The sequence below is a fragment of the Cupriavidus sp. FW305-3-2-15-C-LB2 genome (assembly GCF_058787575.1).
This window is the reverse complement of sequence record NZ_JBYSZW010000012.1, coordinates 128,547-149,223: the sequence shown is the minus strand read 5'-3', so window position 1 is coordinate 149,223 and position 20,677 is coordinate 128,547. Positions and strand designations below refer to the sequence as shown.

Below are 20,677 nucleotides of genomic sequence, written 5' to 3'. Positions count from 1 at the left end.
GCCCCCGCCGTCCCCGACCACCATCCTTTGCGCAATGCCGCTGTGTGCCTGGGCCTGTCCCTGCTGGCCGGGCCACTTGCCGTTTCCGCCACCGTGGCCGCCACGCCTGCGCCGTCCCCGCAACTGTCCGGGCTGGCCACGCTGCTGCTGGGCACGGTGCGCGGCAAGCCTACGGGCATGAACGGCGTGACCCGCCTGACCGCGGGCGATGTCGACCGTGAGCTGCGCATGGCCTGCCAGGAGCTGATGCGCGCCGGCCCGGTGGACCTGGACGACACCACCCGCTTCGACGGCTGCATGACGCGGCCGGGCAAGATCGTCGAGTTCCAGCTGAAGGTTTCGGGGGTGGATGCGGCGCGTGACGATACCCGCGAGTTCATGGCGACGGCCAAGCCTATCCTGGAGCGCGGCATCTGCCGCAACCCGGATGTGCCGGTGCTCGGCAAGCTGGGGGTCAGGCTGCGCTACCACTACGTGGCCGGGCAGAAATCGCTGGTCTTGCTCGATATCCTGCCGGACCAGTGCCTGAAGAAATGAGGCCGCCGCAAGCGCGCCGGTTCAAGATCCCGTTCCGCCCCCAAGCACCTCTTCGCAAACCGCCAGCCATGCCCGCGCCGCATGCGACAGGTAGCGTCCCGGCGACCAGATATGCGCCATGGTCCAGTCCATTGCCGGCGCGGTCAGCCGCGCCATGGCCAGTGTGTCCTGGCCCTGCAGGCGCTCAGCCAGCGGCTGCGGCAGGAAGGTAGTGCCCAGCCCCGCCGCCGCCATCGATGCCAGGAAATCCCAGTGCCCGCTGCGCGCCACCACGCGCGGCTCGATGCGTGCTTCCAGAAACGCCTGCCGCAGCATGCGCGTCAGCGAGAAGTCATCGGTCAGCATCACCAGCGGCTCATCGCGCAGAGCCGCCAGCGTGACGGTGCGCCCGCGCGCCCACGCGGCCTTGCGCGGCCCCACGGCCCAGATCGGGTAGCGGCCGAACTGGCGCGTTTCCAGCGCCAGGCCACTGTCGCCCGGCAGCACCGTGGCGCCGACCTCCAGCTCGCCGCTTGCCACCAGCTGCTCCACCACCTGGCCGCCGTGCTCGTCCAGCGTCAGCGACAGGTTGGGATAGCGCTGCCGGAACGCGCTGACCGCCGGTGAAAAGAACAGGTTGACCATCGGCGGGATCCCCACGGTCAGCTGCCCCCGGCCCAGCGAGGACAGGTCGGACACCTCCAGCGTGAGCCGGTGCACCACGCCCAGCGCCTCCTGCCCGCGCTCGTAGACCACGCGGCCCACGTCGGTCAGCCGCACGCTCTTGCCTTCACGGATTAGCAGCGGCTGGCCGACCTCGTCCTCAAGCTGCTTGACCATCTTGCTGATGGTCGACTGGGTGACGAACAGCGAGGCCGCGGCCTGGGTAAAGCTGCGCAGCCGGGCAGTCTCGACGAAATAGCGCAGCGCGCGGATATCGATGGGCATGGTGCTGAGGGACGGCGGGCCGCCGGCAGGCCGGTTTCGCCATCCATGAACAAAGGGAATGGAAAGGCCAATATTAAATCATGAATGGAATGCAAAAGGTTTGGCTACACTTCGCTTCCACACATCGCCCCCGCCCAACCGCGCCGCCAATGAAGCGTGGAGCGGCAGGCCGCGGCGTGCCCTCAACTCTTCTTGAAGACCCCGCTCCATGGCTAGCTGGCCGAATGCACGACAGTGGCTGTTCTCGCTGAAGGCATTCGCCGCCGCGATGCTGGCGCTCTATATCGCGCTGGCGCTGGGCCTGCCGCGGCCTTACTGGGCCATGGCGACGGTGTACTTCGTTTCCCATCCCCTGACCGGCGCCACCCGTTCCAAGGCGGCCTACCGCGTGGCCGGCACGATGCTGGGCGCCACCGCCGCGGTGGCCACGGTGCCGCAGCTGGTCAACATGCCGATCGTGCTGATGGGTGCGATCGCGCTGTGGATCACCGTGCTGGTGTACCTGTCGCTGCTGCAGCGCACGCCGCGCAGCTATGTGTACCTGCTGGCAGCCTACACCCTGCCGATCGTCGCGCTGCCGGCCGTCAGCGCGCCGGCGCAGATCTTCGATATTGCCGTGGCCCGGATCGAGGAAATCGTGATCGGCATCGTCTGCGCCGGGCTGGTGGGCTCGGTCGTCTTCCCGGCCAAGGTGGCGCCCGCGCTGCGGTCCCGCGCAGCCACCTGGCTGGCCGACGCGTCGGCCTGGGCATCGGACATACTCACCGGCAGCCCGCGCGCCGACGACAGCCGCCACCGGCTCGCTGCCGACATCCTGGCGCTGGACCAGCTGGTCAGCCAGCTGGCCTATGACACCGAGGGCAGCCACACGCTGCGCCATGCCCGCGCGCTGCGCCAGCGCATGACCATGCTGATGCCGCTGCTGTCGTCGCTGGAGAGCGTGCTGCACGCGCTGCGCGGCCATCCGGACGGCATCCCGTTGCCAGTGCGCGAGGCCATGGCGGCGGCGACCGCCTGGCTGGTGACCGATGCTGCCACGCCGCCTCCGGTCGCCGCGGGCGGCTGGCTTGCCGATGGCCGCGCGGGCGAGGTCGACTGGCAAGCCAGCCTCGCCGCCACGGCGGCGGACCAGCTGCAGCGCCTGGGCGCGTTGTACGCTGAATGCCGCGCCCTGCAGCAAGGCATAGGCGACCGCAGCGCCGGCGCGCCGCAGCTGCGCGGCAACGCGGCCCCGGAGGCTGCAGGCCATCACCACGACCACGGCATGCTGCTGTTCGGCGCCGTGTCGAGCGGCCTGGCCGTATTCTGCGCGGGGCTGCTGTGGATCTTCTCGGGCTGGGAGGGCGGCGCCGGCGCGGTCGCGGTGGCATCGATTGCCTGCTGCTTCCTTGCGGCCATCGACGAGCCGCGCCGCATGGCCGGTGCCTTCCTGCGCTGGAGCACGATCTGCCTGCTGGTGTCGTGCGGCTACCTGTTCCTGGTCGTGCCGCACGCGCACACCTTTGAAGCGCTGGCCGCGATGCTGGCGCTGCCCTATCTCGGCATTGGCCTGCTGATTGCGCGGCCCGGCTTCCAGTTGATTGCGATGCTGCTGTCGGTCAACACGGCCTCGTTCGCCAACGTGCAGACCGTGTTCGATGCGGATTTCCTCGGCACCTTCAATACCTGCCTGGCCAGCGCCGCAGCCATGCTGTTCGCGCCGCTGTGGTCGATGGCGGTACGCCCGTTCGGCGCGCGCGCGGCGGCGCACCGGCTGGTGCGCGCCAGCTGGCAGGACCTGGCCCAGGCCGCCACGCTGCGAGCGGCCGATGGGGATGCGCGGCTGGGCGCGCGCATGCTGGACCGGCTCGGCCAGTTGGTGCCGCGGCTGGGGGCTGCCGGCGATCCCTTGTCGTCCGACGGCTTCCACGCGCTGCAAGTCGGCTACTGCGCGCTGGCGCTGCAGAAGGCGCTGCCGGCCTTGCCGCCCGCGGCACGCAAGCCGGTGCGCCGCGTGCTGGCCGCGGTGGCAAGGCATTTCCGCGCGCGGCTGCGCGCGGGCCATGCCGTGCCGGCTCCGGCGGGGCTGGCCGCCTGGGTGGCCGATGCCATCGCCGGCGTGGCCGCGTTGCCCGCAGGTGGCCGCCCTGACCACCGCGGCACGCTCGGCGCGCTGGTGGTGCTGCAGGTCACGCTGCTGCCTGGCCCTGCGGCTGCCCTGTCCCGCTGACCTCCCCAACTCTCCTCTGCCGCCGAATGCTCAGTGAAATCGACCTCTATGGCGTGTTCGTGCCAGGCGTGCTGGTGCTGATGGTGCTGGCCTTCGCCGCCACTACCGCGATCCGCATGGTGCTGGCCGCGCTGGGCTGGTACCGGCATATCTGGCACCGCTCGATGTTCAACCTTTCCCTCTATGTGATCGTCCTTGGCGCCGTGGCCGCAGTCTTTGTCGCGGTGCCGGGACTGCCGTCATGACCTTCCGACTCCGCCCCCTGCTTCCCTTGCTGCCAACGCTGCTGGCAGCCATCGCCGCCCTGCTGGTGCTGCGCCACCTGTGGGACTACTACACGGCCGCGCCATGGACCCGCGACGGCCATGTGCGTGCCGACATCATCCAGGTGGCGCCCGATGTGTCCGGGCTGGTCACACGCGTACTGGCGCGCGACAACCAGCATGTGCAGCAAGGCGAAGTCCTGTTCGAGATCGACCGCGACCGCTACGCGCTGGCCCTGCAGCAGGCGCTGGCCGCGGTAGCGACGCAGCGCGCCGCGCTGGCGCAGGCGCGGCGCGAAGCCGCGCGCAACCGCAATCTCGACGGCCTGGTTGCCGCCGAAGTCGCGGAACAGGGGCGTGCCCGCGTAGAGCAAGGCGAAGCCGCGCTGGCGCTGGCCGAAGCCGCGGTGCGGCTGGCCCGGCTTGACCTGGAGCGCACCAGCGTGCGCAGCCCGGTGGCGGGCTACCTCAACGACCGGCTGCCGCGCCTGGGCGACTATGTCTCGACCGGCCGCCCGGTGCTGTCGATGGTCGATGCCGGGTCCTTCCACGTGGAAGGCTATTTCGAGGAAACCAGGCTGCACCGGATCCGCATCGGCAGCCCGGTCGACGTGCATATCATGGGCGAACCCCGGCACCTGCGCGGGCACGTGCAGAGCATCGCAGCCGGCATCGAGGACCGCGACCGCAGCGCGGGCTCGAACCTGCTGCCCAACGTCAACCCGACCTTCAACTGGGTGCGGCTGGCACAGCGCGTGCCGGTGCGCATCGTGCTGGAGGACGTGCCCGCGGATGTGCGCCTGGTTTCCGGCCGCACCGCGACTGTGGCCGTTCGCGAAGCCAGGCGCGACGATGACGCCGGCCGCCGCACGGGGCCCCGGTCGTGAAGCGGCGCCATCCCTGGCTGGCGTGCGCCGCGGCCTGCCTGTGCGCCTGCACCACCGTGGGCCCGGACTATCGTGTGCCGGATCATGCGGCAGTGCGCGCGGCCGCCGCCAACGGCCCGCTTCAGGGTGCCAAAGCGCCCGGCGTGGCCATCGCGCCCGTGCCCGACGACTGGTGGCGGCTCTATGACAACGCGCGGCTCGACCGGCTGGTCGAACAGGCGCTGGCCGCCAACACCGACATCCGCGCCGCCAGCGCCAACCTGCGCCGCGCGGTGGCCCTCCTGCACGAGGTGGAGTCCGAGAACCTGCCGCAGGGCGGCGCCAGCGCCAGCGTTTCGCGCGCGCAGCTGTCGGGCGAAAGCTTCCTGCAGACCACCAAGCCACCGGTATTCAACCTGGGCGACTTCGGTTTCGGCGTGTCCTACCTGATCGATTTCTTCGGCAAGCTGGCCCGCGCCGACGAGGCCGCGCTGGCCGGCGCCGAAGCCAGCGCGGCCACGCTCGACATGGTGCGCGTCACCGTGGCGGCGCAGACGGTGCGCGCCTACGTGCAGGGCTGCGCCGCCACGCATGAACTGGCCGCCGCCACGCAGCAGCTCGCGGTACAGCAACGCACGCTGGACGCCACCGGCCGCCTGGTCGACGCCGGCCGCGGCGAACCCGCCGACGTGGCGCGCGAGCGTGCCCGCACCGAAGCGCTGCACTCTGCCTTGCCAACGCTGGAAGCCGCGCGTAGCGCCGCACGCCACCGGCTGGCGCTGCTGCTGGGCAAGCCGCCTGCGGCACTGCCAGAGGCCGAGGTGGACTGCCATGCCGAACCCACGCTGCGTGTGCCGCTGCCAGTGGGTGACGGCGCAGCGCTGCTCAGGCGCCGGCCCGATATCCGCCAGGCGGAACGCGAACTGGCCGCGGCCACCGCTCGCATCGGCGTGGCCACGGCAGACCTGTATCCATCGATCAGCATCGGCGCCAGCGCCGGGCTGACCGGCGTGCTGAGCCACCTTGGCAGCGGCCCGACGGCGCGCTGGAGCGTGGGGCCGCTGCTGAGCTGGTCGCTGCCGACCAACGGCGTGCGCCATCGCATCCACAGGCATGAAGCCGCGGCCGACGCCGCCCTGGCGCGCTTTGATGGCGCGGTGCTGCGCGCATTGCAGGAAACCGAAACGGCGTTGTCGGCCTACACGCGCGAACTGGAACGGCACGACGCCCTGCACGCGGCGCGCGAACAGGCCGCAGAAGCTGCGCGGCTGCAGCGCCGCCTGCAGCAGGCGGGGCGCATCCCGTACCTGGCGCACCTGGACGCCGAGCGCACGCTGGCCGATGCGGAGGCCGCACTGGCTGCGTCCGAAGGCCATGTCGCCGCGCGCCAGGTCGACCTGTTCCTCGCGCTTGGCGGGGGCTGGCAGGCCGGCGGCAAGGTGGCCGCCATCAATGCGACTGGCAATGAAAAAAACGACTGATCTTTCGACGTTTAAATCATCACAGGAATGTATCGACCTGACTAAACTTCGTCCCGTGCCGCGCGCTTCCCACGCGACGGCACCGCCCAAAAGGCGAACCCGGACGGCGCGGGTGGCAGATCCGCCATCCCCGCGCGGCCCTTCGCGGGCCATGCCGTCCACCCACCCAAAAACAGCAGACATGCATAAAAACGCTCTCAAAGCCCTTCTTGCCACGACCCTCTCGATTGCAGCACTCGGTGCCGCCGCACTGGCCAGCCCTGCCATGGCGCAAGGCCTGAACGACCGCGGCGTCGCCGCCGACCGCAACGGCTACAACCTGCACAACGGCAAGCGCAACCCGTTTACCGACGGTGCGCACGTCAATGGCAAGCGCGACCCGTTCACCGACGGCGCCAACCGCGCTGCCGCCGGCATGGAAGTGGCAGGCATGGACCGCAGCGGCGTGTCGGCACCGCCGGCCCATGCCGGCTCACGCGTATCGGCTGCCGCCTGACCGGCGCCTGCCCGCGCCACGGCAGCCGCCGTGGCGTGTCGACGGGGCGCAAGGCCCCGTCTCTTTTCTCATACCTCCCTGAAGGCCCCCTCATGAAAACCATCCTGTTCGCGCTGCTCGGCCTTGGCGCCCTGGCCGCGTCTTTTCCCGCGGCCGCCGGCCCTGACTGGGCTCTGATCGAGCGCGGCCGCGCCGCTGCCAGGACCGCAGCCGAGCGCACCGCACAAGCCCGCAATGCCACGCCTTGCGCACAAGTGGAAGCCGCCGCGTCGGCGACTTCGCCGGTTACATCACGCTGAGTGCTTCTGAGATGCGCGCTCGGGTGCTAGATTGAGAAGGCGTGCCGCCGCCAGGCGCCGGCCGTGCCTGACAAGCCACCCCACCAGAAGAGCGAGGAGCCGCGCATGTCCCTTCCCCACCTTGAATCCGGACAGATCGCCAGCGTGCTGCCACTGGGCGCACGGCTGGACCAGACCGCCACCCAGGCCCTGTTCAAGGAAGGCCCGCTGGAAGTGATGCGGCTGGTGCTGAAGGCGGGCAAGCATGTGCCGCCCCATGCGGTAGATGGCCCGATGACTGTGCAATGCCTGGAGGGCGAGGTGCGTGTGCGGGTGGACGGCGCCGAGCGCCAGTTGCACCAGGGCGACCTGCTCTACCTGGGGCCGAGCGTGCGCTACGACGTGACCGCCATCTCCGATGCCTCGGTGCTGGTCACGTTGGTCCTGCCCGGCAGCCGCTGAGTATCGCGCCTTTACACCACGGCAGGCTGCCAGCGCGCGCTGGCAGCCACAAAGGCATCGATCAGCGCCGCCACCGGCGCGCGGCGCAGTGCCGATTCGCGCACCAGCACGCCCACGTCGCGATAGAGCGGCCCGCCCGGCAATGGCGCCTGCACCACGCTCGCGGACTGCTGCAACGGCACCAGTCCGGACGGGATGATGGCGCAACCCAGGCCAGCTGCCACCATCAGCAGGATCACGGCCGGCTCATCCAGCTCCATCCCTTCCCTGACCCATAGCCGCTGCCGCTTCAGGTAGCCGTCCACCAGCTGCCCGCCGGTGCTGTGGCGGTTGTAGCGAATGAACGGAAGCGTCTCCAGCAACGCGCGCAGGTCTGCAGGCGCACCGGCGGGCCCGATGCCGACAAAGCCCTCGCGCACCAGCGGCACCCACTTGAGGTCCGGCGGAAAGCCCAGCCGCGGCCGGATCAGCACGGCGATGTCCAGCTCGCGCGCATCCACCTGCGTCAGCAGCTGGGTGGACATGCCCGGCACCACGTTGACGTGCGAGTCGGGAAACCGCCCCCGGAAATGCCGCATCGCATCGGCCAGCAAGGTGGCCTGGACCGTCGACACCGCGCCCAGCTCCACCGGCGCGGCGTCGGCATGCGGGCCGGCGCGGTCCTTCATCGCGGCATAGAGCTCGACAAAGCGCCGCGCTTCCGGCACCAGCCGGCGCCCGGCTTCGCTGAGCGCGACCGACTTGCCGGTGCGATCGAAGAGTACGCAGTCCAGGTCCTCTTCCAGCCGCCGGATCTGCGTGCTGACGGCCGACTGCGTCAGCGCCAGCCGCGCCGCGGCGGCGGAGAACGAGCCGGTTTCGGCGGCCACCAGGAAGGTCTGGAAGTAGCGGATCATCTATTGAAAATTCTGATACTCAGGCCAAAAATGATTCGCTTCATATTACGGGTTGTGCTGGCTACAATCAACGCGCAGGCCAACGCCTGCCCGCATAACGACCCCGACAAAGGCCTCCCGCATGAGCGCGACTTCCTCTATTCCCCTGTTCCACCTGGCTTTCCCCGTGCGCGACCTGGCCGAGGCAAGGCGCTTCTATGGCGACTTGCTTGGTTGCCCCGAAGGGCGCAGTTCCGAGGCCTGGGTGGACTTCAATTTCTATGGCCACCAGGTGGTGGCGCACCTGTCGCCCGAGGAGTGTGGTCACCGCGCCACCAGCGCCGTCGATGGCGACGACGTGCCGGTGCGGCACTTCGGCGCGATCCTGCCGATGGCCGAATGGGAGGCCCTGGCCGAGCGGCTGCGCGCGGCGGGCACACGGTTCGTGATCGAGCCGCATGTGCGCTTCAAGGGCCAGGTGGGCGAACAGGCCACCATGTTCTTCCTGGACCCGTCGGGCAATGCGCTGGAGTTCAAGGCCTTTGGCGACCTGAGCCAGGTGTTCGCCAAATAAGGCAGCGCGCGGCCGGGCTAGGCAATGCGGCGCATGGCCTCGCGGATCGGCTCGGACTCGGTCGGGCGCACCAGCCGCGCCACTTCCTGCCCGTCGCGCAGGAACACCAGCGTCGGCCACAGCTTGATGTGAAACGACCGGCCAAGCCGGCGCCCGCTGCCGTCCTCGATCTTGAGATGGCGCAATGCCGGATGCACGGCAAAGGCCTCAGCCAGCGCCGGCTGGGCGCGCTGGCAGTAGCCGCACCACGGCGCGCCGAATTCCAGCACGGTGGCGCCCGGCAGCGCATCCACTTCCGTGCGGGTCGGCTCGGTGGCCGCGTATTGCTGGGTCATGGGCATGGATCTGATCCTTTCGCGATAGCTGGCTGATGGTATCCGCATGCCTGCCAGATTCGTTCCAGCGGCGACTTCGGGCAGGCACCGCGCAAAGAGGATGCCCCAGACTGGCCCGGCTGTGTAATTTCTAGGCCGCCGTGGCGATTTCCCACCATGCCGGCAGCAGTTCGCGCACCTCGGCCGCGGCAAAGCGGTCGTCGATCAGGTAGACCACGCCCTGGTCCTGCTGCGTGCGGATGACCCGGCCTGCCGCCTGCACCACCTTGCGCAGCCCGGGATACAGGTAGGCATAGGCATAGCCCTGCCCGAACGCCTGCTGCATGCGCGCACGGAACTGCTCGTTGACCGAGTTGAACTGGGGCAGCCCCAGGGTGGCAACGAAGGCGCCGATCAGGCGCTCGCCGGGCAGGTCAACGCCTTCGGCAAAGGCGCCGCCGAGCACCGCAAAGCCGATGCCCTCGCCGCCTTCCGCAAACGTACCCAGGAACGCCGCCTGCGCGGCTTCGTCCATGCCCCGCGACTGCACCCAATGCGGAATGTCGGGGTGAGACTGGGCGAAGCGGGCCACGGCTTGCTGCAAGTACTCGTGGCTGCTGAAGAACGCCAGGTAGTTGCCGCGCCGTGCGCGGAACTGGCCGGCCATCAGCGCGACGATGGCCGGCAGCGATTGTTCGCGCCGCGCATAGCGGGTGGAGATGCGCGCTGCAATCCGCACCGACAGTTGCTCGGCGCGGAACGGCGATGGCACTTGCACCCGCGCGCAATCGGCCGGCAAACCCAGCGTATCGAGGTAGTAGGCGGCGGGATCGAGGGTCGCGGAGAACAGCGTGACCGAATGCGCGGCGCCAAAGCGCGGGCGCAGGAACGGGGCCGGGATGACATTGCGCAGGCACAGCCGCGCACGGTGGCCGCGGCCGCTGCGCGGCACGCGCTGGATATCGAACAGCGAATGCGCGTCGAGCTGCTCGGCCAGGCGTCCAAAATGCAGCGCATCGAAATAGAAGCGCTGCAGCGCCGGATCCTGCGCGCCTGGGTGCTCGGTCATATGCGTCAATGCCGCCGCACAGCATTCGTCCAGTGCGCGGCGGAAGACGGCGGGCACTTCGGGCAGGACTTCATAGGCGTCGTCGCCCTGGCGCGCCAGCGCGCTCCACTGCCGGGCCAGCCGCGCCAATGGCTTGCGCACGACGGCCGGCGCGCCGCGGCGCACCTCGCGTAGCGATTGGGGGTCGAGTTCGGCGGTGTACATGGCGCGGCCGCGTTCGACCAGGTTGTGGGCCTCGTCCACCAGCACGCTGGCGCGCCAGCCATTGGCCGCGGTCAGCGCATACAGCAACGCGCTGCGGTCGAAGTAGTAGTTGTAGTCGGCCACCACCACGTCGCTCCATCGCACCAGCTCCTGCGACAGGTAGTAAGGGCAGATCCCGTGTGCCAGCGCCAGCGTGCGCACCGCGGCGCGGTCGCGCACCGGCACGCCGCGCGCCGCTTCGCGTGCTGCCGGCAGACGGTCATAGAAGCCGCGCGCCAGCGGGCAGGACTCGCCGTGGCAGGCCAGCTCCGGATGCTCGCAGGCCTTGTCGCGGGCCACCAGCTCCAGCACATGCAGCGGCTGCGCGCCGTGGCCGCGCAGCGCATTGGCGGCGTGCAGCGCCACCCCGCGCCCGGTGGAGCGGGCCGACAGGAAATACACCTTGTCGATGCCCTGCCCCGGCATGGCCTTGAGCACCGGGAACAATGTGCCGACCGACTTGCCGATGCCGGTGGGCGCCTGCGCCAGCAGGTGGCGGCCCGCGCGGTTGGCGTTATAGACCGCCTGCGCCAGTTCGCGCTGGCCCGGGCGGAAACCCTGGTGCGGAAAGGCCAGCTGCGCCAGCGCGCCATCGCGTGCCTGCCGGTGGGCCAGTTCCGCCTGCGCCCAGTGCAGGAACTGCTCGCAGGTCTGCACGAAGAAGGCTTCAAGCGCCTGCGCAGTGAAGTGCTCCGCAACCGGGTGCTCGCGCTGGCTGATGATGTCGAAATAGACCACCGCGATCTCCAGCCCCGGCAGCCCCAGCTTGCGGCATAACAGGCAGCCGTAGACCTTGGCCTGCGCCCAGTGCAGGTGGCGGTGGTTGTCCGGCACCGCGGCATCGCCGCGCACGGTTTTGATTTCTTCGAGCCGGTTGGCGACGGGATCGTAGCCGTCGGCACGGCCGCGCACACGCAAGGGCCCGAAATCGGCGGCAAGCGCCACTTCGGCCTGGTAGGCCTCCCCGCGCCGGCTGGTTACTACCGCATGCCCGGCCACGCCCTCCTGCGCCGATGGCGTCGGCACGAAGCGCAGGTCCAGGTCGCCCGCCTTGGCGGTGAATTCGCACAGCGCGCGCACGGCCACCACGTAGGCCGGTGCGGCTGCCATGGCAGGCGGGGCTGGAATGGGTGGCGGGACGGCGGACACAGGAAACGGGGCGCGGCAGCAACTGTATGAATATACAGTATCACGCAAGAGCCTTATCGCATGACTGCAACTGCGGCATAAGGAAAGAGCAAAACGTTATTTCCATGTGCCCCACCCGCCGCTCTATATTGTCCGGCTTACAAGACAACAACCGCCTGCCGACCCGCCGGCGGACCACGACCGGAGCACAACCTTGACCCGCGGCATCACCCTTGGCGACACCCTCTCCTGGCCCGCGCGCTACCTGCCGCGCAAGACCGCGCTGGTCAGCGGCATCGGTGCCGGGCGACGCGCGTGGACGTATGCGGAGCTCGATGCCGAGGTCAACCGCCACGCGCACGCACTGCAGTCGCTGGGGATCGGCAAGGGCGACGTGGTCGCGGCCTTCCTCTACAACACTCCGGCCTTCGTCTTCACGCTGCTGGCCACGGCGCGCATCGGCGCGGTCTACAACCCGGTCAACTACCGCCTGGCTGCGCAGGAACTGGCCTACATCCTGAACGATGGCGGCGCCAAGGCAGTGCTGTTCGAGCAGGAAGGCGCGGGCGTGGTGGAAAAGGCCGCCGAACTGGCGCCCGGCACCGCGCTGCGCATCTACGCAGACCCCGATGCCGCCCCCGCTTTCGCCACGCATCGGCTCGATACGCTGGCCGCGGCCCAGCCCGCCACGCCGCCCGCGGTGACGGTCCATGAGGACGATCCCTGCATCCTGATGTACACCAGCGGCACCACCGGCCGCCCCAAGGGCGTGGTGCACACCCATCGCAGCAAGCTGCAGCACAACGCGATGATGCACCAGGCCATGACGCTGTCGCGCGAGGACGTGGGCCTGTCGGTGGCGCCGCTGAACCATACCGCCGAGCTGCACACCAGCTTCCTGCCGCGGCTGCAGCTTGGCGCCACGCAGGTGCTGCAGCGCCGCTTCGACGCGGGCGAGGCCTGGCAACTCGTGGAAAGCGAGCGCGTCACGCACTTCTTTGCCGCGCCGACCATGGTGGGCATGCTGCTGAACCATCCGGATGCCGACGCACGCGACGTGTCTTCACTGCGGCTGGTGGAATACGGCGGCGCGTCGATGGCGCCGCACCTGATCCGCGAATGGGACCGCAAGGTCGGCGCCGGGCTGGTGCAGGTGTACGGCACCACGGAAATGGGCCCGTGCATGTCGGTGCTTTACCCGCATGAGCAGCTGAGCCACGCCGGCTCGGCAGGCCTGCCCGCGCTCGGCCATGAGCTGGTGGTGGCCAGGCTGCGCGACGACGGCGAGCCGACCGACCCCATGCAGCCGTGCGTGCCCGGTGAAGTCGGCGAAGTGCTGGTGCGTGGCCCCTGCATGATGCAGGGCTACCTGAACCGCCCGGATGCCAATGCGCGCGCGCTCGCGCACGGCTGGTACCACACCGGCGACCTCGGCAGCCTGGATGCGGACGGCTACCTGTGGATCCGCGATCGCATCGACTACATGATCAATTCCGGCGCGGAGAACGTCTATCCGCGCGAGGTGGAAGACGCGCTGATCGAGCACCCGGCCGTGCTGGAGGTAGCCGTGCTGGGCGAACCCGATCCGACCTGGGGCCAGGTCGTCGGCGCCTATGTGGTGACGCACGGCGACGGACCGGTCAGCGCGGCGCAGCTCGACGCCTTCCTGTTGCAGGGTGACCGGCTGGCAGCCTACAAGCGCCCGCGCCGCTATCACTTCGTGGACGCATTGCCCAAGACCACCAGCGGCAAGATCCAGAAGCACATGCTGCGCGCGGGCGCCACGGCCTGAGCCTCAGACCAGGCGCGCGTCGTACTGCCAGCGGCGGACCTTGACGTAGGCCAGCCGCGCGGCGTCGGGGTGCGCCGGGTTGACCAGCACGTTGTGCTCTTCAGGGATGACGATGGAAGGCACCAGCAGCAAGGCGCTGGTGCCCCCGGCGGTCCAGGCTTCGCCGGTGTCGAGGCTGGTCTTTCCGGCGGGAATGGCATCCCACCCTACGGGGGCGGTGTCGACGCTCAGTTCCTGCGCAGCCGCCCATAGCTCGTCGGGGATGTCGATCCGGACCAGGTAGCGGTTCAGCGGCAGCCCGCCTGAACCCAGGTGGACCAGCGTTTCCAGGCAAGCCAGCGCGATGCTGGACGCCGCATAAATCAAGGGCGTGCCCTGCCGGTTCCAGCGCCCGCCGGTGGCCTTGGCGCCGGCGCCGCTGGCGTCGTCGGCGGTGTAGTCTGGGGTGTCGGTCGCGATCCGCCAGGCTGGCCTCACGCGTACGCCCCGCTCTGCATCCTGGCCACCAGGTCGGAAACGATACGCTGGCCGGCGAGCGTATCCATCAGCTCAGCGGGGCGGCGCCCGCCCAGCGCCGGCGAAGGCTGCTCCAGCCACTGCGCCACCCACTGCGCCGCGCTGAAACCGCGCGGATCGCCTGAGCTTTCCACCAGCGCCTGGACCTGCCCGACCAGCCGCGCCATGCCCAGCACACGCTCGCTCTGCTCGCTCGACAGGTTCTGGTGCGCCCGTGCCTTGCGGTCCACGGTGGCGCGGGGCAAGTCCAGTGTCTTGATCAGCTGCTCCTTGGTGGTGCCCATGGATTCGGCCAGGCGGTTCAGGTCTGAAGCCGGCACACCTTCACGAATCGCGCGGATGATCGACATGGCGCCTTGCGTCGACAGGCTGGCCTCATAGACGGCGACGTAGTTGTTGACGCCCAGCTCGGGCGGAGCCGGGCGTTCATGAGCCAGCGGATAGCGGCCTTTGGGAGTGAGCGTGAGCGGCATGGCAGACCTCATCAAATGAGCATTTAGTATAGCTCAATTGGGAAAAGTCACCTGCTTCACTATAAGGCCCGCGTGCGCCGCCGACTGCCCTTGCCGGTGGCCAGCGCAGCGCGGGCCGGCCGTGTGCGGCGGACTGCCGGACTGGCGGGGCCGGCGGCCGTGGTTGCGGCACCGGCCTGGTCGCGATACTCGGCCAGCAGGCTCTCCCGCTGCCGCACCCGTTCTTCCAGAACGGCGAGCGTCTGGCCAAGACGGGTCATCTCGCTGCCCTGCCGCGACGCGGCCTCGGCGGCACGCGTCAGCCGCTCAACGGCCGCCTTGCGCTCGGCTTCCAGCAGCTTCTGGGTCTCCTTGGCCGTCACACGCGCCGCGTCCAGCTCCAGCACCATGCGCCGTTCATTGGCGGCGGCGCGCTGGGTCACGGTTTCCCGCTCCTGGTCCCACGCCGCCCGCTGCGCGGCGAAATCCTGCTGCATCGCGTTGTGTGCCAACAGCGCCGCGGCCGACTCTGCGCGCATTGTCTCTCCCTGTTGCTGCAGGGCGACGGCTGCGGCTTCAGCGCGCGCGGCGCGCTCCGTGGCGACGTCGCGGGCCCGTGTCAGTTCCGCCATTGCCGTCTCGGCCCCTTCCAGTCGGGCCTGCATGACCTGGCGTTCCTGCGCCAGGACTTCGCGCTCCTGCTCCAGAGCCGCCCGGGCCTCGGCCAGCGCCGCCTCACGCTGCACCAGCGCGGCCTCGGCCGAGGCCTTGGCTACCTGCAGCGCCGCTTCCCACAGGTAGCGCGCTGCCTCCGTGACTGGTTCCGGGCATCCGGGTGCGGGCGCAAAGGCCTGTGGATCCTGGATACGTCCACCCAGTGCCGCGAACCAGGCATCCAGGTGCGGGCTGACCGTATTGGGAGAGCCCCGCCCCAGGTGCAGGCGGATGCGTTCGATGGTGGGCCGCTGGCCGGCCTTGAGCAGGCTGTCGGCGGCCTGCCAGACGTCGTCCCGGGTAATGCCACGGCTGCGAAAGGTTTCCATGATGGGATCCGGCAAAAAGTCTGTGAGAGGACAAATAAGGTTCGATAATGGAGACTTATCGGCTGTTATCTGTCCTATTCATATGATACATTACAGCATACATCATATTTAATATGATAAAAATCCGAGAAGCCCACGAAGCCTACTTTCCACCGATTGCATCCGATGTCGAACTACCGGCGCCGCTTCGCCCGTCCGAACTGGATCCCCTTGCCGAGCAAGCGGCCAATGCCTTGCGCCGCGAAGGCGAATCCCAAAACACGGTGGCAAGCTACCGGTCCGCACTGCGCTACTGGTCTGCCTGGTATGCCCTGCGCTACCGGCAACCTGTGCAGCTCCCGCTCGCGCCTGCCGTCGTCATCCAGTTCATCGTCGACCACGCCACGCGACAGACGCCGCAAGGTCCTGTCTGCGAGATGCCCGCGGCCATCGACCAGGCGCTGGTCGCTGACGGATACAAGGCACGACCCGGCCCGCCCGCGCTGTCCACGCTGACGCACCGGCTGGCGGTACTGGCCAAGGCCCATCGCCTGCAGGCCTTGCCCAACCCTTGCGCCGAAGCTGCGGTGCGCGAACTGATGGCCGGCATCCGGCGCGCCTATGCGCGCCGCGGACAGCGCCAGGCGCGCAAGGCGGCGCTGACCCGCGATCCGCTGCTGCGCCTGCTCGATACCTGTGATGACTCGCTGCGCGGCCTGCGCGACCGCGCGCTGCTGCTGTTTGCATGGGCCAGTGGCGGGCGCCGCCGCTCTGAAGTCGCGCGCGCGACCCTCGGCCACCTCACCCGGCTTGGCCCCGGTGATTTCGTCTATGCACTGGGCTGGTCCAAGACCAACCAGTCAGGCAACGAGCGCGCCGATACCGCCAAGCCCGTCACCGGTGCCGCCGGCCAGGCGCTGGAGGCATGGCTTGCTGCCGCCGGCATCAACAGCGGGCCGCTGTTTCGCCGCATCCGCCGCGGCGGGCATGTGGGAGAAGGTTTGTCCGATGCGGCGGTCAGCCGCATCGTCAAGACGCGCTGCGCATTGGCGGGACTGGAGGGCGACTACTCAGCGCATTCACTGCGCTCGGGCTTCGTTACCGAGGCTGCTGCGCAACAGGTGCCGCTGGCCGAGACCATGGCCATGACCGGCCACGCAAGCGTGTCGACGGTTGTACGTTACTTCCGCGCCGCGGACGCGCGGCGCTCGCGTGCTGCCGACCTGCTGGCGCAAGCGTCGCAATCCGCCGAAGGCGACTGAGGGCGGCTTGCAACTGGCGCCAATCATGCCGCGCAGCCGGCGCAAATACGGGTATTTCGCTAGCTGGCAGCGCTGGCTCGGGCTGCGGGGCGTGCCTATACTGGCAGCGCGCCGCACAGTGCCAGGCATGGCCGGCCGCGCCCGGAGAATCCAGCAGGCAATCGCCACTGGCACGAAGTGCAGCGGCGACCCATGGGATGCAATTGCGCACCGCCTGCCTGGACCGGAACAAGTAGAAACGCGGAGATGGGGATGCCCAACGAACAATTCCTCGCCACCCAGGAAACCCGGCGCTCGGGGCTGAAAGCCCTGCGGGCTGCCTTGCTGCAGGTTCACAAGGAAGTCATCGGCTATGACAGAATCCAGTATGAGCGCCTGAACGGCCCGATTCCTGCAGGCCTGTTTGTGCAACTGGTGACTGAAGACAACTACTTCCGCTGGCTTGACCCGCTGTCGCGCCTGATCATCGAGATCGACGAAGAGCTGGAGGCCAAGGAACACCACGACGAAACCTGCCGTGCAGTCGGACGCGCAGCGGAAAGACTGTTCAGCGACGGTTCTGACCCGGCCTTTCGCAAGCGTTACCAGGAAGCCCTGCAGGACGAGTCCGGCGTCATCGTGGCGCACGGACGGCTGATGTCGGTGATCGGGCAGCTGCGCCAGTTGCCATAGCACGCCGGATCGCGCGGGGCGCGTTGCGCGCGCCGCGGCATAGCCTGTCCGCCTACTTCGCCGGTTTCGGTTCCGGCGTGGGTTTGCGCGGCGCATGGGTATCGACTGCCACCGGGTCGCTCGCCGGGAATGTCTCTTTCAGCCCCTCGTCCAGTTCGCGCTCGATCAGTTCATCCTTGCGCTGTTGTTCACGGGAGGCTGGCGTCTGGTGCTTCTGCGTTGCGGGCTTGGTCATGGCGATGGGGCTCCGTTGGCATCCATGAGCCGATGGTAATCCCGTGCAGGCCGCATTGCCATCACGGCGACGCAGGCTCATCGCCCCCTGCCGCCGCGCCCGCCCCCATGCCAGCCACCGTGCCCACGGCCACCACCGCCATGCCAGTGATGCCCGCCATGCCTGCCGTAGCTGCCGCCGTGGATATAGGTAAAGCTGCCGTAGAAACCACCGTAGCCCGGCCAAGGACGGTAGTACGGGTAGTACGCCGGCGCCGGGTAACCGTCATAGTAGGCAGAGGAAACCGGATAAGCCGGATAAGCAGGGTAGTAAGAGTCGCCAGCATAGGGATAGGCGACGCAGCCAGCCAGCACTGCCACGCAGAGGGCCGCTCCCAATCCATATCGCATGATCCGCTCCTCACCGCGGCGCCGGCGTTCGGCTGCCTGACAGCAAGTTAGACTGTTCTGCAGGCCGCGCAATTCCTCGAAATGCGGACGCGCCCTGATAGCGCGCGGCAATCGACCTGCATAGATCGAGACAATTCAGGGCGATATTTAAGAAATGTCCGATATTCAGCTGAGAAGCAACGGAATACAGTCCTCTTGCACCCGGCCCGCGGGTGCCCCGACAGAGCCAGGTTGACCCCCTTCCTGGTTCCTTACACTGCCACGATGGTTTCTGGCCATCGTGGCATTTTTTTCGCCGTGATCCTGCTGCAGGCGCTAGAGGCCCTTCTCGACCATGTCGAGCAGGCGCTGCCCGAGGATCTCTGCCTGCTCCTTGGCGCGGCTGCGCAGGGGGCCGTCGATCAGCAGGACGGCCAGGCCATGCACGGCCGACCACGCCAGGTACTCCGCACCCGGCCGGCGCTCGGGCGGCAGCACGCCGGCTTCCACCAGCTTGTCCAGCGCCGCGCCCAGCAGCTGGAACGGATTGAGACCGCTGTTGCCTGCCTTGGCCGGATCGGCATCATCTTCCACTTCATCCGGCACCGAAAACGCGGTGCGGAACAGTCCGGTCTCGGCCAGCGCAAAGCGCAGGTAGCCGGTGCCGACCGCACGCAGGCAGGCACGCGCATGCGCGGCGGCTCCACGGCCCGGGCGCAGCCCGCCGATTTCACCCTCCATAGCAATGGCAAGCGACGACAAGGCCGAGGCCCGCACTGCCTGCAGCAGGTCCTGCCGGCTGGCGAAGTGCCGGTACGCGGCATTGGGCACCACGCCGGCACGGCGTGTGGCCTCGCGCAGCACGATGGCGTCGGGGCCACCCTCGCGTGCCAGGTCGATGCCTGCGTCCAGCAGCGCGCGGCGCAGGTCGCCGTGGCGGTAGGTGGCGCGCGCCGGAGGCGCGGGGACAGCCCGGGTCATGCGGCTCCCCTTGAATATGGATAACGGTTCATGATGTGCATACGCTTATAGTGAACAGTGTACACAATCAGGCCGCAACAAGTCTGTTGCATTGAGAATTGCAGGAACCAGCGGACCGGAACGCGGGCTTCAGAGGATGGGCGCAAACAGCTTGGCGACGTGCATCGCCACGCGCAGCGGCGCCGGCGCATCGAGGAACTCGTTCAGCCCGACGCGCTGGGCCTGGGCGAAGTCGGCTTCGAGCATGGTGGCCACGCTCGCGGCAAAGCCCTTGTCGGCAGTCATCACCATCAGCTCGAAGTTGAGCCGGAACGAGCGGTTGTCCAGGTTGGCAGTGCCGACCGCCGCGGCTTCGTCGTCGATCAGGATGACCTTCTGGTGCAGGAAGCCGGGCTGGTAGCGATACAGCTTGATGCCCGCGGACACGGCCTGGTACGCATAGATAGTGGAGGCGGCATAGACCACCAGGTGATCGGGCCGCGCCGGAATCAGGATGCGCACATCCACGCCGCGCAGCACGGCCAGCCGCAGCACCGCAAACACCGCCTCGTCGGGCACGAAATACGGCGACGTGATCCACAGCCGGTGGCGCGCCGCCTGGATGGCCTCGACAAAGAACAGCGAACAGGTCTCCTGCGCGTCGGCAGGGCCTGACGGCACCACCTGGCAGGTCATGCGCCCGCCCGCTTCTGGCGGCGGCATCAGCAGGTGCGGCACCTCGCGCGCGGCCCAGAACCAGTCTTCGGCAAAGGCCATCTGCAGGTCCAGCACGGCGCTGCCGCGCAGTGCAATATGGGTGTCGCGCCACGGCGCCAGTGGCGGGCGTTCGCCCAGGTATTCGACGCCGACGTTGTGGCCACCGACAAAGGCCTCGCTGCCATCGACGATCACCAGCTTGCGATGGTTGCGAAAATTGAGCTGGAACCGGTTGACAAAGCCGCGGTGCGTGGAGAATGCCCGCGCATCGACGCCGGCCTCGGCCAGCGTGCGCACGTAGCGGCGCGGCAGCGCGTGGCAGCCGATGCGATCGAACAGGAAGTACACCTTGACGCCGGCCCGCGCGCGCTCGCACAGCAGCGCCTGCAGGCGCTGGCCCAGCGCATCGTCATGCACGATGAAGAACTGCACGATCAGCACCTGGCTGGCCCGCGCGATCGCGGCAAAGATCGCCTCGAAGGTCTGCTCGCCGTTGACCAGCAAGCGCACGTCATTGTTGGCCAGGCACGGCATGCCGGTCAGCCGGGGTAGCGCACGCATGCAGGCCTGCGCCGGCGCATGGACCACGCAGGCGCTGCGCGCCTCGCGCTCGCGCGGGGTCATGCCGTGGCGCAGCTCGCGCAGGTGGTCGTCATTGAAGCGCCGGGCGTCGACGTAGCCGGCGAAGGTGCTGCGCCCGAAGATCAGGTAGGGCACCAGCGTGAAGTACGGCATCATCAGCAGCGACCCCGCCCACGCGATCGCGCCGGGCGCGGTGCGCACCGTCATGACGGCATGCAGGGCAGCCACCACGCCGACGACGTGAAAGCACAGGACGATGATGGCGATGACACTCGGGCTCTGCAGCATCGGTGGGCTTGAGTCCCCGGACCGGAACGCGATGCGCGCTATTTTGGCACACCCTGCCCGAATGTTGACAGCACGGCGCCCATAGTGCC

The 20,677-nt window shown here is 68.8% G+C and carries 23 protein-coding genes; 12 read left to right on the top strand and 11 right to left on the bottom strand.

All coding sequences use genetic code 11. The features are described 5' to 3' along the window. The coding region (locus AC3WRR_RS11940; RefSeq protein ID WP_492297073.1) for a hypothetical protein at positions 1-537 on the top strand (537 nt) is incomplete at its 5' end. Between the two features lie 21 nt (positions 538-558). On the opposite strand, the gene AC3WRR_RS11935 is transcribed toward AC3WRR_RS11940, so the two are convergent. After that, on the bottom strand, positions 559-1,464 hold the full coding sequence (locus AC3WRR_RS11935) for a LysR family transcriptional regulator (RefSeq protein WP_010809379.1): 906 nt from the start codon (positions 1,462-1,464) through the stop codon (positions 559-561). Between the two features lie 208 nt (positions 1,465-1,672). Here AC3WRR_RS11935 and AC3WRR_RS11930 point away from each other — a divergent pair, with 208 nt between their 5' ends. The 7 genes from AC3WRR_RS11930 (at position 1,673) to AC3WRR_RS11900 (ending at position 7,519) form a co-directional block, all read left to right on the top strand. Then, on the top strand, positions 1,673-3,673 hold the full coding sequence (locus tag AC3WRR_RS11930) for an FUSC family protein (protein ID WP_492294027.1): 2,001 nt from the start codon (positions 1,673-1,675) through the stop codon (positions 3,671-3,673). Positions 3,674-3,699: 26 nt separating this feature from the next. After that, complete coding sequence (locus tag AC3WRR_RS11925) at positions 3,700-3,918, top strand: DUF1656 domain-containing protein (RefSeq protein ID WP_010809381.1); 219 nt, start codon at positions 3,700-3,702, stop codon at positions 3,916-3,918. Beyond that, a complete protein-coding gene (locus AC3WRR_RS11920; protein WP_010809382.1) occupies positions 3,915-4,823 on the top strand; it encodes an efflux RND transporter periplasmic adaptor subunit in 909 nt (302 codons plus the stop codon). The genes AC3WRR_RS11925 and AC3WRR_RS11920 overlap by 4 nt, the downstream gene beginning before the upstream one ends. Next, entirely contained in the window at positions 4,820-6,283 is a 1,464-nt protein-coding gene (locus tag AC3WRR_RS11915; RefSeq protein WP_492297071.1) for an efflux transporter outer membrane subunit, read from the top strand. The genes AC3WRR_RS11920 and AC3WRR_RS11915 overlap by 4 nt, the downstream gene beginning before the upstream one ends. A gap of 181 nt (positions 6,284-6,464) precedes the next feature. Then, complete coding sequence (locus AC3WRR_RS11910; protein ID WP_492297070.1) at positions 6,465-6,779, top strand: hypothetical protein; 315 nt, start codon at positions 6,465-6,467, stop codon at positions 6,777-6,779. 92 nt (positions 6,780-6,871) lie between these two features. Next, positions 6,872-7,078, top strand: coding sequence for a hypothetical protein (locus tag AC3WRR_RS11905; RefSeq protein ID WP_011617114.1), 207 nt, complete (start codon positions 6,872-6,874; stop codon positions 7,076-7,078). 105 nt (positions 7,079-7,183) lie between these two features. Then, entirely contained in the window at positions 7,184-7,519 is a 336-nt protein-coding gene (locus AC3WRR_RS11900; protein WP_010809386.1) for a cupin domain-containing protein, read from the top strand. 11 nt (positions 7,520-7,530) lie between these two features. Here AC3WRR_RS11900 and AC3WRR_RS11895 read toward each other — a convergent pair whose 3' ends face one another. Next, positions 7,531-8,415 (bottom strand): LysR family transcriptional regulator, encoded by an 885-nt coding sequence (locus AC3WRR_RS11895; RefSeq protein ID WP_492297069.1) that lies wholly within the window; start codon positions 8,413-8,415, stop codon positions 7,531-7,533. A gap of 121 nt (positions 8,416-8,536) precedes the next feature. Here AC3WRR_RS11895 and AC3WRR_RS11890 point away from each other — a divergent pair, with 121 nt between their 5' ends. Next, entirely contained in the window at positions 8,537-8,968 is a 432-nt protein-coding gene (locus tag AC3WRR_RS11890; protein ID WP_492297068.1) for a VOC family protein, read from the top strand. Positions 8,969-8,985: 17 nt separating this feature from the next. Here the strand turns inward: AC3WRR_RS11890 and AC3WRR_RS11885 are convergent, their stop codons facing one another. Continuing rightward, positions 8,986-9,309, bottom strand: coding sequence for a thioredoxin family protein (locus AC3WRR_RS11885; protein WP_010809389.1), 324 nt, complete (start codon positions 9,307-9,309; stop codon positions 8,986-8,988). A gap of 124 nt (positions 9,310-9,433) precedes the next feature. Next, complete coding sequence (locus AC3WRR_RS11880) at positions 9,434-11,704, bottom strand: ATP-dependent DNA helicase (RefSeq protein ID WP_492297067.1); 2,271 nt, start codon at positions 11,702-11,704, stop codon at positions 9,434-9,436. A 232-nt stretch (positions 11,705-11,936) separates the two neighbouring features. Here AC3WRR_RS11880 and AC3WRR_RS11875 point away from each other — a divergent pair, with 232 nt between their 5' ends. Continuing rightward, on the top strand, positions 11,937-13,514 hold the full coding sequence (locus AC3WRR_RS11875) for a fatty acid--CoA ligase (protein WP_492297065.1): 1,578 nt from the start codon (positions 11,937-11,939) through the stop codon (positions 13,512-13,514). A gap of 3 nt (positions 13,515-13,517) precedes the next feature. Here AC3WRR_RS11875 and AC3WRR_RS11870 read toward each other — a convergent pair whose 3' ends face one another. The 3 genes from AC3WRR_RS11870 to AC3WRR_RS11860 are packed head-to-tail and all read right to left on the bottom strand — an operon-like array spanning position 13,518 to position 15,525. Beyond that, positions 13,518-13,991 carry an RES family NAD+ phosphorylase gene (locus tag AC3WRR_RS11870; protein WP_010809392.1) on the bottom strand — a complete coding sequence of 158 codons (474 nt, stop codon included), beginning with the start codon at positions 13,989-13,991 and terminating at the stop codon, positions 13,518-13,520. Then, the gene (locus AC3WRR_RS11865; protein WP_492297063.1) at positions 13,988-14,503 is read right to left on the bottom strand and encodes an Xre family toxin-antitoxin system antitoxin; all 516 of its coding nucleotides are present in this window, start codon (positions 14,501-14,503) and stop codon (positions 13,988-13,990) included. The genes AC3WRR_RS11870 and AC3WRR_RS11865 overlap by 4 nt, the downstream gene beginning before the upstream one ends. A 59-nt stretch (positions 14,504-14,562) precedes the next feature. After that, a complete protein-coding gene (locus AC3WRR_RS11860; RefSeq protein ID WP_492297061.1) occupies positions 14,563-15,525 on the bottom strand; it encodes a DNA-binding protein in 963 nt (320 codons plus the stop codon). 113 nt (positions 15,526-15,638) lie between these two features. Here AC3WRR_RS11860 and AC3WRR_RS11855 point away from each other — a divergent pair, with 113 nt between their 5' ends. Then, positions 15,639-16,766 carry a site-specific integrase gene (locus AC3WRR_RS11855; protein ID WP_041688081.1) on the top strand — a complete coding sequence of 376 codons (1,128 nt, stop codon included), beginning with the start codon at positions 15,639-15,641 and terminating at the stop codon, positions 16,764-16,766. A gap of 246 nt (positions 16,767-17,012) precedes the next feature. Then, complete coding sequence (locus AC3WRR_RS11850) at positions 17,013-17,438, top strand: hypothetical protein (protein WP_492297060.1); 426 nt, start codon at positions 17,013-17,015, stop codon at positions 17,436-17,438. Between the two features lie 52 nt (positions 17,439-17,490). Here the strand turns inward: AC3WRR_RS11850 and AC3WRR_RS11845 are convergent, their stop codons facing one another. The 4 genes from AC3WRR_RS11845 to cls form a co-directional block, all read right to left on the bottom strand. Continuing rightward, positions 17,491-17,673, bottom strand: a complete 183-nt coding sequence (locus AC3WRR_RS11845; RefSeq protein WP_010809397.1) for a hypothetical protein — start codon at positions 17,671-17,673, stop codon at positions 17,491-17,493. Between the two features lie 77 nt (positions 17,674-17,750). Next, the gene (locus tag AC3WRR_RS11840; protein ID WP_011617106.1) at positions 17,751-18,062 is read right to left on the bottom strand and encodes a hypothetical protein; all 312 of its coding nucleotides are present in this window, start codon (positions 18,060-18,062) and stop codon (positions 17,751-17,753) included. Positions 18,063-18,377: 315 nt separating this feature from the next. Next, positions 18,378-19,022 carry a TetR/AcrR family transcriptional regulator gene (locus tag AC3WRR_RS11835; RefSeq protein ID WP_010809399.1) on the bottom strand — a complete coding sequence of 215 codons (645 nt, stop codon included), beginning with the start codon at positions 19,020-19,022 and terminating at the stop codon, positions 18,378-18,380. A 129-nt stretch (positions 19,023-19,151) separates the two neighbouring features. Continuing rightward, complete coding sequence (cls, locus tag AC3WRR_RS11830; RefSeq protein WP_058697093.1) at positions 19,152-20,588, bottom strand: cardiolipin synthase; 1,437 nt, start codon at positions 20,586-20,588, stop codon at positions 19,152-19,154. Positions 20,589-20,677 lie beyond the last annotated feature (89 nt).

Excerpts from the sequence above, each read along its gene's own strand:
- AC3WRR_RS11935 (WP_010809379.1), bottom strand. The coding sequence starts at position 1,464 with ATGCCCATCGATATCCGCGCGCTGCGCTATTTCGTCGAGACTGCCCGG.
- AC3WRR_RS11930 (WP_492294027.1), top strand. The coding sequence starts at position 1,673 with ATGGCTAGCTGGCCGAATGCACGACAGTGGCTGTTCTCGCTGAAGGCA.
- AC3WRR_RS11925 (WP_010809381.1), top strand. The coding sequence starts at position 3,700 with ATGCTCAGTGAAATCGACCTCTATGGCGTGTTCGTGCCAGGCGTGCTG.
- AC3WRR_RS11920 (WP_010809382.1), top strand. The coding sequence starts at position 3,915 with ATGACCTTCCGACTCCGCCCCCTGCTTCCCTTGCTGCCAACGCTGCTG.
- AC3WRR_RS11910 (WP_492297070.1), top strand. The coding sequence starts at position 6,465 with ATGCATAAAAACGCTCTCAAAGCCCTTCTTGCCACGACCCTCTCGATT.
- AC3WRR_RS11905 (WP_011617114.1), top strand. The coding sequence starts at position 6,872 with ATGAAAACCATCCTGTTCGCGCTGCTCGGCCTTGGCGCCCTGGCCGCG.
- AC3WRR_RS11900 (WP_010809386.1), top strand. The coding sequence starts at position 7,184 with ATGTCCCTTCCCCACCTTGAATCCGGACAGATCGCCAGCGTGCTGCCA.
- AC3WRR_RS11895 (WP_492297069.1), bottom strand. The coding sequence starts at position 8,415 with ATGATCCGCTACTTCCAGACCTTCCTGGTGGCCGCCGAAACCGGCTCG.
- AC3WRR_RS11890 (WP_492297068.1), top strand. The coding sequence starts at position 8,537 with ATGAGCGCGACTTCCTCTATTCCCCTGTTCCACCTGGCTTTCCCCGTG.
- AC3WRR_RS11885 (WP_010809389.1), bottom strand. The coding sequence starts at position 9,309 with ATGCCCATGACCCAGCAATACGCGGCCACCGAGCCGACCCGCACGGAA.
- AC3WRR_RS11880 (WP_492297067.1), bottom strand. The coding sequence starts at position 11,704 with ATGGCAGCCGCACCGGCCTACGTGGTGGCCGTGCGCGCGCTGTGCGAA.
- AC3WRR_RS11865 (WP_492297063.1), bottom strand. The coding sequence starts at position 14,503 with ATGCCGCTCACGCTCACTCCCAAAGGCCGCTATCCGCTGGCTCATGAA.
- AC3WRR_RS11860 (WP_492297061.1), bottom strand. The coding sequence starts at position 15,525 with ATGGAAACCTTTCGCAGCCGTGGCATTACCCGGGACGACGTCTGGCAG.
- AC3WRR_RS11855 (WP_041688081.1), top strand. The coding sequence starts at position 15,639 with ATGATAAAAATCCGAGAAGCCCACGAAGCCTACTTTCCACCGATTGCA.
- AC3WRR_RS11850 (WP_492297060.1), top strand. The coding sequence starts at position 17,013 with ATGGGGATGCCCAACGAACAATTCCTCGCCACCCAGGAAACCCGGCGC.
- AC3WRR_RS11845 (WP_010809397.1), bottom strand. The coding sequence starts at position 17,673 with ATGACCAAGCCCGCAACGCAGAAGCACCAGACGCCAGCCTCCCGTGAA.
- AC3WRR_RS11840 (WP_011617106.1), bottom strand. The coding sequence starts at position 18,062 with ATGCGATATGGATTGGGAGCGGCCCTCTGCGTGGCAGTGCTGGCTGGC.
- AC3WRR_RS11835 (WP_010809399.1), bottom strand. The coding sequence starts at position 19,022 with ATGACCCGGGCTGTCCCCGCGCCTCCGGCGCGCGCCACCTACCGCCAC.
- cls (WP_058697093.1), bottom strand. The coding sequence starts at position 20,588 with ATGCTGCAGAGCCCGAGTGTCATCGCCATCATCGTCCTGTGCTTTCAC.